The following is a 13,134-nucleotide window of genomic DNA, read 5'->3' as shown; positions in this document are numbered from 1 at the left end:
TCAGCCATTGTTAGCTGACACGACATCGCACACCAGCGGTGCCGTTTTTCGTAGCCTCATCGGAACACCGTTGCGCGGAGCGGCGTTTACGAAACGACTACAAAACCGAACCAACAACGTTATGACGACATCTCTAAACCCATCGCCCGAATTAAAACAACTCCTCAAAGAAGCAATGATCGAAGCGTTACAAGAGCAGCGTCTATTATTACACGAAGTCGTTACGGAAGCCTTGTTAGACATTGGGCTTGGTGAAGCCGTTAAAGAAGGTTTGGAGACCGAATATGTAAGCCGCGACGACATTTTCCAACTTCTAACGCCTCCTGTGCAATGAATGTATTGTTTCGGAGCAGTTTCCAGCGCGACTTGAAACGCCTCAAAAACGATCTCATTTTAGAAACGGTACGGGAAACCATTTTACAGGTCGAAAATGCTGCTGCGCTACAAGACATACACAATCTTACTAAAATATCTGGCTACGACGGATATTATCGAATCCGTATCGGCACACATCGCATCGGCGTTTTTGTTACGGACGATGCCATCGAATTTGTGCGGTGTTTAGCACGAAAAGACATCTATCGCTACTTTCCTTGATGTAACAACTGTGATAGACGGGGACATAGTGGGCAGCATTTGCGAAGCCACGAAACATAACCAACAACGCAATGACTACAGATGCAACTCTTTTCGCCAAAATCCACACACTTCCGCCTGAGTTGAAGGCAGATGTTTTGAAGTATATAGATTTCTTGCTATTTACTCAAAACCAAGAAAATGAAAAACCTAAAATGGAAGCACAGAAAACACCCAAAGCAGGTTTCGGACGTGTGCAATATGTGATGTCCGATGACTTTGATGCGCCCTTAGAAGACTTTGCGGAGTATATGTAATGAATTTGTTTATGGATACGCATACATAGATAATCGCCGAATCTATTACATCTACGATGCCAAGTTCGTCTATCATGCTGGCCACCAATCCTAAGTAGCGAATATCTTTACTCGTTACTGTCGTTTCCATAAGCCCAATAAATGCTAAAATACACCTTCCACAGGTAGGGAATGTCAGCTATAGAATACTTTCTCTCAGGAATGCCATAAAAAACAGCCACTCCGTATAACAGGAATGGCTGTTCTCAGGCAAGAGGGCGCAGATTGAATTAAAAACTTATGGCTTACTTTAGCAACTGTATTTGTTTGGTAACGGAATAATTTCCAGCCGTTATGCGATAAAGATACGTACCACTTGGCAAATGTCCCGCATCAAAGGTTACTTGGTGGCTTCCCGCTTCTTGGTATAAGCCATTCACCAATTTTGCCACTTCTTTGCCTTGTAGGTTATACACCGATATTTGCACATTCGAGGCTTTCGGCAAGGTATAACTTAGGTTCGTACTCGGATTAAAGGGATTGGGATAGGCACCGCCCAATAAAGGGTTTGGCTCCGCTGCTGTGGATTGTTGGCTGGTTTTGTTTTCAAACTCCATAACCAGTTCAACGATATTGCCAATTTCGTCATTCACCAGAGTTGCCGTCTTACCAAGAAGGACTTCATCAATAGTAATGTCTATGATATTCCCTATTTCATCACCAACAGGATTTACAATGCCGCCAAGTACATCTTCAATAACAACATCAATAACGCCGCCAAGATCATCTACTTCTACGACATCAATGCCATGGAAATCTTCTTCTTCAACATCATCTGGGCCAATAAATTGGGCAGCGGTGCAAGTGCCATCGTTTTTTGTCAGCAAGAAAGTATCCTTATGAATTATAGCCTTGCGAGAGGGATCGGAAGTACAACATCCGCCGTCTCCGCATTGTATCATCGGCTTGGAGGTTTTTATGATACGTCCCAGATCGGCTTCTCCATTTTGTACGGCATAGCTCCCTTTTTCGATCACCAATAAAGCGTGCATATTTAAAAGAAGGGTTTTCGTGCGACCTACTTCTAAAACATCCGTATCGTATGGGATATTTTTGATGCTTATATGATCCTCTTTTCGCAAAACCGCAATATCCGAAAAATCATTCGGATTTAGGAAAACATTTTCCCACCATTTTTTATCGCTTGACGGTTTAATAATCCCCAAAGAACCAGAACCATAGAATTTACTACTAGGGCTACAAGGTACATTTTCCCAATTTGGTGCATAGTAATACCACCATTTTTCGTACTCTTCATCGCTACGCGCATAGCCAATATAGCAATATTGCTGATCTGCATATACCCTCATGATCCATTCCGTAATACTCATACCATCAATCATGGTGGAACCATCTACATAGCCGCGGCCAGAGGGGCTGAGGCGGCTCGGGTCAATATCGCCTGTCCAAAAAGGGTCAACACAAAAATGCCCAGAGCTTTTTGGACTAACCGTTCGCATAAAGATCAAGTATTTTTTACAAGGCGTGGGTGGAGGCGGGATTGGTGGATCACCCGGATTTCCACCTGAATTAAAAACGGTTCCTTGTGCAAGAATACCTTGAAAGGCAAATAAAAATAAGCCAATTAAAAGACTTATTTTGGGAATATAAAAGGCTTTGGGTGACATAATGGCACTCCCTATTAATAAATGAAAAAATGAATGAACAACACAATATATTTATTATCCAGGCTATATAAAAAGAAATAAATCTGTTAAATTGCAGATTATATTCTCTCGATAACAGAAAATATTCTCTCAACTATTTAATCCAATATAGCCGCTTTAAATCTTTAAAGCGGCTATATTATCGGTTCGGTACTAATAACGTTAATCTGTGGAAAGAGCGCCAAATTTTAGACCTGAAATTTTCTGAAAATAGGCCGTATCAATAGGGAGTTTAAAAGGTAAAGTTCTAAACTTATAGCCTGCAATACCGATTTCAATACCCATATTAATGGTAATCGCTGAAATAACAATCTGAGGTTGTTGGATATTGGTAGGGTTCTGGCTGTCATAAATGGGACGAAAATCGAGCCTGATGTGAGAAAAATCGGTATTGTTAGATTGTGTTGTATATTTTTGAAGGATCACATTAGATAAATTAGATTCCTTAATCGTCCAACAACTCCAATCAAGAGACCAGTTAGCAACTGAAGATGGGACGCAAATTTTCTGTTTGGCCATTGCCAAACCTCCTTGTTGCTTTGATAACGATTTTTTTTGCATAAAACCAAATGATTCCTGCGTGGAATACTGTTCACATAAATCAATTTCTTCTGCTGACCCAACGCATTCTCCAAACCCAAGGTTGAACATATCTTTAATTCCAGATGCTAAATGGGTGCGGCTTATCCGCTTATGAAACAAAGGCTTTTCAAAATCTGCCTCTTGATCTACTACGGTTACAAGAACTTCATGAAAAAGCGTATTATTTCCAAGAAAATGCACCTGAGTTGAGTAGCCATCAGATGTTTTTTCGATGGAATATTGCGCCACCTGCTGCGTTAAACCATCCATTTCGTTAGCGCTTAAGATAGTACCAATTGGCATATCCGATAAGGGGGTAGAAAGCTCTAAATGCGCAATTGCCCGATTTCCATCGGATATTATCGCCGCGCCATATAACAATTGTAGCGGGAAGTTCCTATTACGTTTAGGTTTTATTTCCATCGGAAAATGACCATTAGTCGTAGTAACGGATGAGGTGGAATCAATCGCAGTTTGAACATTCCATGCCTTAGGAATTATGGTCTCAAGTTCACTCATCGCTAAAGGGAGACCGTCCCAGGTTCTATGTGTCTTACTTAATGAATTAGAGGTGACATTGCTTTGGTAATCACACCCTAATAAGTTTAGGAGGCTCATAGCAAGCAGTATGTGTAATAAGTATTCTGGTTTCATGATTTTAATAGAATTGTAAAAAGTTTATAAAAAAATGGTGGGTATTTATATTATATCGAGGCTAATTCGTATGTTTTAGAAAGCTCCCATTCTTGTGTCCAAATAAGTGCTTCAATAGTAGATTCCACCTCGAGTTCTCTAAATATGCGCGGCAAAATGTCACGTCGGAAACGTCCTTCTTGACGCTTAAGTATGAGGCTTAACTTTTCCTCCAAAGATAATTCTAACGCAGAGACCGTAATGAACCCCGTCCTTCCATCCGTAAGTAATACTTGTTTTCGAACAGAGGACAGAATGGACCAATATTTGGTATGGATAATATTGGCGGCAATCGTAGAAAAATCTTTAAATAAGATGTCATACACACTTTTTTCGCTTCTCTTATTTGCTGGAACATCTTCGGGTAATAAATATCTTGCACGCTTAATATCTTGTAGCATGGTTTCTGATTGTAGAGCCAAATGAGACATTACTACATAACCAGCGAGGCGAACACTATTAGTGAATCCTTTTGATAGGCGGTGCAAGGTCTCAATTTCCTCTTCTGAAAGGGTATAAAAATTTCGAAAATCTCTGTTTAGTAAAATATCAATACATTCCGGAGAATAAAAACCTGTTCGACCAACTGCTATGCCTTGAACTGCTCTTTTTATAAGAGTCTTCTCTTCATTCTTGTGTAAAATACCCTCTACAAGACCTTTAAAGGGTAATACAAATGCGGCTTCATGAACCAGACCGGATAAAATTAATATCTTAATAGGAATGTTATTAGATTTTATGTATTTAACCACCTCCATTCCAAAGTGTCCATTTCCCAAATCAACATCCAAAATAATAAGTTGGATGTCATTTCTATGATTTTCTATGGCCTTTATAGCACTTGAAACATTAGTTGCGGTTGCTCTTACTTTTATTATAGAGTCTAAAAAGTAGGAACAGCAAGTTTCTAAGAAAGCGCCATCATCTATGATAATTATATTAATCTCTTCCATATAATATGATATTTTTTATTTTTGTTAGGGAAGGTAATACTAATGGATGTCCCCTTTCCTTGTTTTGATTCGATGCTAAATTTTGCACCAATGGAAGAAGATCTAAATTGCATATTGGCAATTCCTGTATGTTGTTCTTTAACATAATGTGACAAGTCTTTAGGTACCAAAAATCCTATTCCATTGTCTTTAATATATAATTTATTTAAAGTATTATTTTTTAAGAATTTAATTTGAATATAATTTGATCTTCCATGTGAAATACTATTCCCAATAGCCTCTTGTAATATCCTAAATAACTGTATCCCCAGCTTAGGATCGAGTTGTGGATCTTCTTGGAAATTCAAATCAATTTTAACCTCTGGATGGTGTATTTTAAGTTCTTCAACATAAGATTCAATAGTATTTTTAAACCCAATTAAGTGTATTGGGGGCGAAATATCACGATAAATATCATGTGCTTTATTAGCCATGTAAATTATTTGCTCAGACGACTTGCGAAGTATTGAATGTAGTTTAGGGACCAACTTAATTGCATCATCTTCGGGTATTTCGGTTTCTAAATCTTTAATAACTTTTTTGGGTAAACTCTTGGCGATACCTTTTAGTGGGTTGATGACTACATCGTGTAAATTACTACCTCGTTTACGAAATCGGTCTTCTAATTCATGTAAAATAATTAATCTAAGCTCTTGTTCTTTCTTGTACTTTATTTTTAAATTTATATATAATACAGCAAAGAGTATTATCAATAAATGAGGACCAAATAGATTTAAATTTATATTTCCTGAATTATCTACATTAAAATAACTTGTATTAGATGAATATGATATTAACACAGAATTAAGGTATGGTATATCTTCTGATTTTATGTTGAATAAATTCTTATCTTGTATGTACACAAAGATAGAATCTTTTTGATTGTTCTTCTTTGCAGTGAAAATTGTGTTTTCATTTAAATCTGGTGGAAAAAATGAAACAAATGTGCTTAATATGTAAACATAAAATAAAAGAACAAAAAATGGCCACTTTACAATCTTGTATATATAGTTTATCATGTTTTTTATTTTAATAATGGTTATAATTTTTAATTTTATTATGTAAATAATATATTTATTTTTATTTTATAAAAGACCTAATTAATTATTAAGTATATATTATGCTATAAACAAGTCATTACCTATACAATAACAATAAAGCTGAGTATTATAAAAAATATCTAATAAACATTCTAAGGTAAAGTCTTCCTGTGGGTCAAGATGGCGTTAGATTTCGTAGTTGTTTCAAAAGCTAACGTGTGAAAGATTTTTGGAAGAAGATACTTCAAGTAAGAAGCGAATGTACGGAAAATATTCCTTCATTTATACTCAGTAAAGAATTGCATGTGTAAACTATATGTAGTGCGGAAATTTCAGATTATTGAAACAAAAAACAGATGCCGAGTCTTTTATATGTAGTTCTCACACAACATCTACCATCATGGCATCTGGTTCTGAATACACCGCCGTTGACCGCAATATTCAAGGCTGGATTTTGCATTGTAGGTGTAGTTTCTATGGCTGCCATTGCCCGTGTGGGTGGGATCTGTATCGGGACATTTAGACGATTCTACCAAACCGAACTCTCATGGATGAAAATTCGCATCACATGGTTTGTGAAAAAAATATTTGGATAATTTGTTCCCCCGTCCGAATCTGTCTGTGGCGGATAGGTGCAAAGTGCCAACTCACTATGGATGTCCGTAATCCTGTCAATCTAGTAAACTTACCCTTATATGTTATGAAAAAAAATCTTCTTCTCTTCTTTCTTTGTTGCATGGGTGGCTTTGCCGGATGTAAAAGCCAAAAAATACCCACTGATTTTTCTTTATCTTTTGGCGTCGGCGGTGGATTCACAGGACGCTGGAACGGATACGCCATAGATCACCTCGGAAATATCCATGAATGGCAAGGCTTGGGATCACAAAAACAGACCGCTCCCATCGGGGTTTTATCCAAAAAAGAACTCCAAACCTTGTTGAAGACCTTCCAAAAAGCAAAATTCGAGGAGATAAACCGAGATGAAACCGCCAATATGACCGTTCAGATTACCTTATCACAACGCGGGAAAATACATAGCGTTCGTTTCCCCTTGTCTAATGAACCCACGACATCCGATCAAGACCCTGTTACGCGGCTGTACGCCCTTTGTATGCAGGCCATCCGGAACGTATCGGCACAAATACCCTAATTGTTTTCGGTAGTATAATCCCAGCATCTTATGAAAACCTTCCTCTTTCGCCTGATTTTGATGTTTTTCTGGACCATGTCCCTCGTGCAGGCCCAGACCAACAAGAGCGTACAACGTCCCTTAAGTGGTAATCCAGGGCTTAAGACCGTCTCGCCAACGGCGGTTTTATCTTCAAATTCCACTATCCTCACCGCCCGCCAGTCTCTGACACACTCCGCGACGATTGTTGCCGGAAGGGGCGTGACGGCGCTACCCACTCAAGGCATTGCTCCAGCGGCCCCGCTCAAAAACCTGCAACGTGCAGAAAACGGAACCATTCGTTGGATGGAAGGGCGCATTACGGGGCTTCATAAAACCAATTCCATTCTGGCTGCCGCAACCATCGTCTTAAATCAAAACCAAGTGGCACTTCTGCTTCAACAACCAGAGCAAGAGCTACGCTTCATGCACCAAGAGACAGACGACTTGGGTATGGCCCACATTCGCTATGCCCAAATGTATCGTGGCATACCGGTTTGGGGACGTGACGTTTGGGTACACCTCCAACAAGAGGATGCTTTCATCATCAATGGAACCTATGAACCGACCCCTCGAACGGTGATTGATGCACCAACGATTTCCAAAACACAAGCCTTGAGCAATGCCATCCGCGACTTACAAGCCACGGGACGTTGGCAACCCCCAACCACTCCTTGGCCGGGCCTGCCCCCCGATACGGCAAGCCCTGTTTGGGTGGCCACGGGCACAAACAAAATGGAGCGGGCCTATGCGGTGCGCGTACAAGCAAATTTTGTGGAATCTTATACGTATCTGATTTCGGCCCAGGATGGACGTATTCTTTCCCGTACACCCCATCACTGCGATTTATTGGGGCATAAACGGCACCATAATCCATTATTAGACATGCCCCATGCGATAACGCTCCTTCCGTCTGGCTCCGATACGGATCTGCCGAATCCTGTAAACACCGCAGCCACGTTTGTAAATGCACAATCAAAAGACTTAAATGGAATAAACCGTGACCTACGTGTTTTGGCACATACTGATGGTCAGTTTTATATGTTTTGGGACTTATCTAACCTGAGCAACGATTTTGCTTTTAATCCTGCCTCGCTTTGGGCAAAAGGTGGCTCGGTGATTTTAGATGCAACCAATACCGATAACATCAAGTTTCATATAAAAAGCAGCGCCCAGCACAATTGGGCCGATGCCAGTGCCGTTTCGGCCCATTATAATGGCAACATCACCTATCAATATTATGAGACAAAGCATAATCGGAAGGCCATAAATGGGGCCGACAAAACCATTTGGTCGGTGGTGAATGTAACGGACGGCGGGCGAACAATGGAAAATGCCTACTGGAACGGCTCGTTTATCGCTTATGGCAATGGCGGTTCGTTTTTTAAACCTTTGGCTGGCTCTTTAGATGTGGCGGCACACGAAATGACCCACGGTGTAATCCAGCACAGTGCAGATTTAGAATATCAGGGGCAATCGGGCGCACTCAATGAGTCCTTTGCCGATGTATTTGCCATGATGATAGACCGCTCGAACTTCCTGATTGGCGAAACCGTGATCAGAACTGGAAAAGGGGTTGCCCTAAGAGACATGGCGAATCCCGCCAACCCGGGTGTACTTGATCCTCAGCCCGCCAGCATGAGCCAATACAACAATACCGAAGAAGACAATGGGGGCGTGCACATTAATAGCGGGATCCCCAACCGAGCGGCCTATTTAATTGTAAACGCAATAGGTCACGACAAAGCCGAGAAAATCTATTACCGCGCCCTAACCAAATACCTTACCCGAAACAGCCAATTTATAGACGCACGCAATGCCCTTGAGCAATCTGCACGAGACCTATACGGCGAAGGCGCAGAGGCGGCTGCCGTAAAGACTGCGTTCGATACCGTAGGCATTGTGAGCGGATCGGAGACAACAGGTAAAGAAGATGACGTAACCGTGGTGAGTGGTGGAACGCCCTACATCGCTTTTATGGATGAAAATGGGAAAATTGGCCTATTCGAAGTGAATACCCAAAAGGCGTTTTTGTTTAATAGTGAAGCAGCCGTTGCCCGAATCAATACACTTGATACTGGAACCGACCGATCTCAACTGACCGCCGGTCGCAATGGCGAGCGCATTTGGTTTATCAATACCCAAAATCAATTGGCCTTTGTGACCGTTTCAACCGGCGAGGTAGAGGTGTATAAGAACCTGAAACTCAAATCGTCCTCTACCGGAAACGACTTATGGAATGTGGCCATCGCGCCCGACGAAAGTTGTGTGGCCATTGTCTCGGCCTATGACAATGATCCCAATCTATACTTCTGGTGTGGGAACGATGTTTTGCCCGTGGAACTACTCCCTGAAACCACCCAATCGGGTATTTTAGACCAAACGATTGTTTATCCCGACGTGGTGGCTTGGTCTCCCAACATGAACGAACAACGGATCGCCTTTGATGCACTTCATAAAAACGAACAAACTACTTATTGGAATACCCACGAAATCAACTTCAGAACGGGGCGGATTTATAATTTGGTTCCTGGATATGGTACTGGGCTAAGTGTTGGTAACGTGACATACAGCAAAACCAACCCGGACTTGGTGGCCTATAATGTGATCGAACCGAATGAACAAGATGTGGTTTTGACCAATTTGGACACGCAAGAAGACGTCTTGGCAGGATTTCCATCATGGACCATCAAAAACCAAGCGATCATTGACGCCAGCCGTCCAACATTTTCGCCGGATGACCAATACATCGCTGCCACCAGCGAAGCACACAAAGCACTCCTTTTCTACGAACGTGCCGCCCGCAAAGTCACACAACTGAGTTTTTCCATTCCGTTATACAACTTGTATTGGTTTGTGAATGGCGGAAACAGACTGCCTATTGCAGCCCAAATTACGAGTCCGGCAGATAATGTCAATATCACCCTACAAGGTGCTCCTACCACAAATTTGCCCATCTCTTGGACCAGTGGTTCCGATCCAGACTCCGACCCGCTCTCGTATCAATGGCAAATAAGCGCCACCTCCGACTTTTCGCGGATGCTGTTTACCAGTCCAAGCCAAAGTGGACTAAGCTTGAATATGAAGTATGCGGATCTTAATACCTTACTAAAATCCATTTCTGCTGGCTCCAACGCCACACTGTATCACCGAGTCTCCACTTCCGACGGCGTGAATACGCCCATCTTTAGTGTACCCGCCAAGATGAACATAAGCCGGGACATTACAAACAGTGAATCGGAAACCGAGTTACCACAATATGTGCATGTCTCGCAGGTATTCCCTAATCCATTTCGGAACCAAGCCGCCTTGCTTATAGACTTGCCTCAGTCTGCCGAGGTTCGTATAACGATTTATGACGCGCTTGGCCGTATGATCCAACAGAAAGCACCCGCCGTAATGGAAGCCGGAAAAACGCAACCGATCGAAATACATGCAGACCATTGGGTGGATGGTGTTTATTTTTATGTAATTACTCTTGCTGATGGCACTGGTTCTAAACGTTTTACCGGAAGAATGGTACGACAACGTTAAGCCTGCTTTGTTCGATTATGGCGTTTCTAAAAGTTCATCCACTGCCGAATAGAGATGTTTCCAATCGTATTTGGCCTTTTCGTGCCTAACGCCCGCTGTTAGGACTGGGGAGAGGTTCTCATGAAAGTACCGAATAATGGCTTGGGCGAGTGCCTCCGGATTTTCGGGCGGAACCACCAAGCCCGCTATCCCATCCGGAACCACCTCGGCGAGACCACCTACATCGGTTAAAATTGTAGGTTTATCGAACTGAAACGCAATTTGTGCCACGCCAGATTGGGTGGCGGTTACATAGGGTTGCACAACAACATCCGTTGCCGAAAAATAAACCGGAACGCGATCGTTCGGGATGTAATTGCTATGGAGTTCCACGACCTTCCCAATGTCTAAGGTTTCTATTTGGGTTCGATATAGCGTCTCTTCTTCGTAAAACTCTCCCGCCACCAAGAGTTTGATGTTGGGTAGAGCCGCCTTCACCCAAGGCATGGCCTCCAATAAAATGTGCAAGCCCTTATACCGTCTGATAAACCCAAAGAAAAGTAGAACCGGGGCTTCTGCGTCCAAATTTAGACGTTCTCGGGCTGTTTCTTTTGGAATCGGATCCCCAAAAAGGTTGTAAATGGGATGTGCCACCAAGCGTATTGGGCGGTTGATGCCCAGTTTTTCCACATCTTTTTGTACCGATGCCGACATCACCACCAAGCCTTTGCAGGCCCGTAGCAACCAACGCGAAAGGCGCCAATCTCCCCACCTTTTTTCGTGTGGAATGGCGTTGTCCACAATAACAATTGCAGGAATATGACGTTTGCGCAAGTACCGTACCACCGTTCCAAAAGCAGGCGCAAAAAAAGGCATCCAGTATTTTAGAATCACCACATCTGGCTTTTCTTGCGCAATGAACCGAGCGGTTTTCCACCACGAAACCGGATTAATGGTATCTAATAAGCGGGTAATCCGAAGGTCTGTTGTCGGTGGAGCGGTCTCTAATTGCGTTTTTCCAGGAAAAAGTACTTCCGGATATTGCCTCGTAAAGGTGACCAGTTGCACCTCATCGCCCCGATTGGCTAAGCCGCGTGCCAAGGTCTCCACAAAATGAGCGATCCCTCCTCGGTATGGATACGCAGTGCTCAAGAGCAATACTTTCATGATCCCCCTAAAAAAGTACATCCGGCCACCAAAAGTAACCGGATGTAGATTGTTATTTATTAAAAGCTTATTTATTTATGTTTTGTTCAGCAATCCAGCCTTTAGAGGCAAAAAACGCCTGAATAAAACAGCCGCCATGATCTTCACCCGGTGCAGGATCGGTCAGCGTAACGGTTGCTCCGTTGGCTTTCAATTTGTCATACGCGATTTTACTATTCGCTTGTGGTACGTCTGCATCTCCGGAACAGTGGTAAAAATGAATCGGTGCTTTGGGTTTCCAATCGTAACGCTCGTTTTCCTTTAAAGCCTTGCGCAAGCCATTGTTCGGGTTGGTTTTAAAGTCATTTAAAAATTCGGTCTTCAAGACTTGTAACGGAATGGCAGGCAAGGATTGATTTATTTCGCCGCCAAAATGTTTCCGATTATATAAAGGCCGGAGTGTGGTACTATAAGGGGCGTTCAGATAATCCGCATCGGTTGGGCCAAACTTATAGATATCATTGTATGCCAACAAGAGGTAAGGCAAATAAAATGGATTAGGGTGTGGCTTTTCGGCCAAGATCATGTCTGCCATTGCTCCGGCAAGGCTATAAGGGCCTGCCATCGGCGCAGAGGCCGAAACTGGAAACTCACTGCTATATTCATCGTCCAACCCCCGATGCAGGGCCAATGCAGAGTATCCGCCTTGCGAGTAGCCCGTGATAAAGACTTTCTTATTCCACTTAAACCCCTTCTCGGAAGCCAATTTACGAGCGGCTCGCATCAAATCCACCGAGACCGTAACGGTTGTTCCGGCATGAACATAGGGGTGAAGGGTTTGTGGATTATCTCCAAAACCCAAATGATCGGGCACGACCACAATGTAACCGGATGTGGCGTACATCGAGGTTAGAATTGGGTAAAACGATGAGCGTGTTGGGGCCTGATCATCGTGGGTAATGGTTCCGTTAAACTCCACTAACATTGGGTAATTTTTGAGAGAACCTGTATTGGTAGGGAACTGGACCAAACCGGAGGCGATGGTGGGTTTGCCTTCTGCGTCCACCGTATTATACACCACCTTATAGGTATCTACCCCAAAAGTACCCAATTGGATCGGTAGCTGCTCGTTATAGGTATTCGTTAAATCCTCTTTGGTTTTGCTCCAAACGAGTGATGAAGAAACGATGCTTCCACGCCCGGATTCGTCTTCCGGGCTTAAAAGGTCGCAACCAGCCTGATAAAGCAGGAATACAGTCAGTATTCCACGTAACAAAGGAAAAATACGCAACATCTTGATAGATTGGATTGAGGTAATAGAAGGAAAAAGAATAGGCAATATACAACTAATCCTGCATTACCGCACCACGCTTATACGCTTATGCCCAAGAGAAAGTGTAC

11 protein-coding genes are annotated in these 13,134 nt (G+C 42.6%); 5 read left to right on the top strand and 6 right to left on the bottom strand.

The window, feature by feature from the left end:
* The first annotated feature begins 121 nt into the window (after positions 1-121).
* The 3 genes from JNN12_13035 (at position 122) to JNN12_13025 (ending at position 893) form a co-directional block, all read left to right on the top strand.
* The gene (locus JNN12_13035; GenBank protein ID MBL7979257.1) at positions 122-334 is read left to right on the top strand and encodes a hypothetical protein; all 213 of its coding nucleotides are present in this window, start codon (positions 122-124) and stop codon (positions 332-334) included.
* Positions 331-597 (top strand): type II toxin-antitoxin system RelE/ParE family toxin, encoded by a 267-nt coding sequence (locus tag JNN12_13030; protein MBL7979256.1) that lies wholly within the window; start codon positions 331-333, stop codon positions 595-597. The genes JNN12_13035 and JNN12_13030 overlap by 4 nt, the downstream gene beginning before the upstream one ends.
* A gap of 71 nt (positions 598-668) precedes the next feature.
* Positions 669-893, top strand: a complete 225-nt coding sequence (locus JNN12_13025) for a DUF2281 domain-containing protein (GenBank protein MBL7979255.1) — start codon at positions 669-671, stop codon at positions 891-893.
* 284 nt (positions 894-1,177) lie between these two features.
* On the opposite strand, the gene JNN12_13020 is transcribed toward JNN12_13025, so the two are convergent.
* From JNN12_13020 to JNN12_13005, 4 genes are all read right to left on the bottom strand, one after another.
* The gene (locus JNN12_13020; GenBank protein ID MBL7979254.1) at positions 1,178-2,560 is read right to left on the bottom strand and encodes a T9SS type A sorting domain-containing protein; all 1,383 of its coding nucleotides are present in this window, start codon (positions 2,558-2,560) and stop codon (positions 1,178-1,180) included.
* Between the two features lie 201 nt (positions 2,561-2,761).
* The gene (locus JNN12_13015) at positions 2,762-3,835 is read right to left on the bottom strand and encodes a hypothetical protein (protein ID MBL7979253.1); all 1,074 of its coding nucleotides are present in this window, start codon (positions 3,833-3,835) and stop codon (positions 2,762-2,764) included.
* A gap of 50 nt (positions 3,836-3,885) precedes the next feature.
* Entirely contained in the window at positions 3,886-4,827 is a 942-nt protein-coding gene (locus JNN12_13010) for a response regulator transcription factor (GenBank protein ID MBL7979252.1), read from the bottom strand.
* On the bottom strand, positions 4,809-5,885 hold the full coding sequence (locus JNN12_13005) for a hypothetical protein (protein MBL7979251.1): 1,077 nt from the start codon (positions 5,883-5,885) through the stop codon (positions 4,809-4,811). Before JNN12_13005 ends, JNN12_13010 begins: the two co-directional genes overlap by 19 nt.
* 721 nt (positions 5,886-6,606) lie before the next feature.
* Between JNN12_13005 and JNN12_13000 the strand changes: the two genes are divergently transcribed.
* Both JNN12_13000 and JNN12_12995 read left to right on the top strand, forming a co-directional pair.
* Positions 6,607-7,056, top strand: a complete 450-nt coding sequence (locus tag JNN12_13000; GenBank protein ID MBL7979250.1) for a hypothetical protein — start codon at positions 6,607-6,609, stop codon at positions 7,054-7,056.
* A 30-nt stretch (positions 7,057-7,086) separates the two neighbouring features.
* Positions 7,087-10,608 carry a M4 family metallopeptidase gene (locus tag JNN12_12995; GenBank protein ID MBL7979249.1) on the top strand — a complete coding sequence of 1,174 codons (3,522 nt, stop codon included), beginning with the start codon at positions 7,087-7,089 and terminating at the stop codon, positions 10,606-10,608.
* Positions 10,609-10,623: 15 nt separating this feature from the next.
* Here the strand turns inward: JNN12_12995 and JNN12_12990 are convergent, their stop codons facing one another.
* Positions 10,624-11,754 (bottom strand): glycosyltransferase, encoded by a 1,131-nt coding sequence (locus JNN12_12990; GenBank protein MBL7979248.1) that lies wholly within the window; start codon positions 11,752-11,754, stop codon positions 10,624-10,626.
* A 67-nt stretch (positions 11,755-11,821) separates the two neighbouring features.
* Entirely contained in the window at positions 11,822-13,027 is a 1,206-nt protein-coding gene (locus tag JNN12_12985) for a prolyl oligopeptidase family serine peptidase (protein MBL7979247.1), read from the bottom strand.
* Positions 13,028-13,134 lie beyond the last annotated feature (107 nt).

The organism is Bacteroidetes Order II. bacterium (genome assembly GCA_016788705.1).
Classification (GTDB): Bacteria; Bacteroidota; Rhodothermia; order Rhodothermales; family UBA2364; genus UBA2364.
Note: the sequence above shows the minus strand (reverse complement) of the source record. Positions and strands in the feature narration are given on the sequence as shown.

Bases quoted from the DNA above. Each gene is read 5' to 3' on its own strand.
- JNN12_13035 (MBL7979257.1), top strand. From the start codon at position 122: ATGACGACATCTCTAAACCCATCGCCCGAATTAAAACAACTCCTCAAA.
- JNN12_13030 (MBL7979256.1), top strand. From the start codon at position 331: ATGAATGTATTGTTTCGGAGCAGTTTCCAGCGCGACTTGAAACGCCTC.
- JNN12_13025 (MBL7979255.1), top strand. From the start codon at position 669: ATGACTACAGATGCAACTCTTTTCGCCAAAATCCACACACTTCCGCCT.
- JNN12_13020 (MBL7979254.1), bottom strand. From the start codon at position 2,560: ATGTCACCCAAAGCCTTTTATATTCCCAAAATAAGTCTTTTAATTGGC.
- JNN12_13015 (MBL7979253.1), bottom strand. From the start codon at position 3,835: ATGAAACCAGAATACTTATTACACATACTGCTTGCTATGAGCCTCCTA.
- JNN12_13010 (MBL7979252.1), bottom strand. From the start codon at position 4,827: ATGGAAGAGATTAATATAATTATCATAGATGATGGCGCTTTCTTAGAA.
- JNN12_13005 (MBL7979251.1), bottom strand. From the start codon at position 5,885: ATGATAAACTATATATACAAGATTGTAAAGTGGCCATTTTTTGTTCTT.
- JNN12_13000 (MBL7979250.1), top strand. From the start codon at position 6,607: ATGAAAAAAAATCTTCTTCTCTTCTTTCTTTGTTGCATGGGTGGCTTT.
- JNN12_12995 (MBL7979249.1), top strand. From the start codon at position 7,087: ATGAAAACCTTCCTCTTTCGCCTGATTTTGATGTTTTTCTGGACCATG.
- JNN12_12990 (MBL7979248.1), bottom strand. From the start codon at position 11,754: ATGAAAGTATTGCTCTTGAGCACTGCGTATCCATACCGAGGAGGGATC.
- JNN12_12985 (MBL7979247.1), bottom strand. From the start codon at position 13,027: ATGTTGCGTATTTTTCCTTTGTTACGTGGAATACTGACTGTATTCCTG.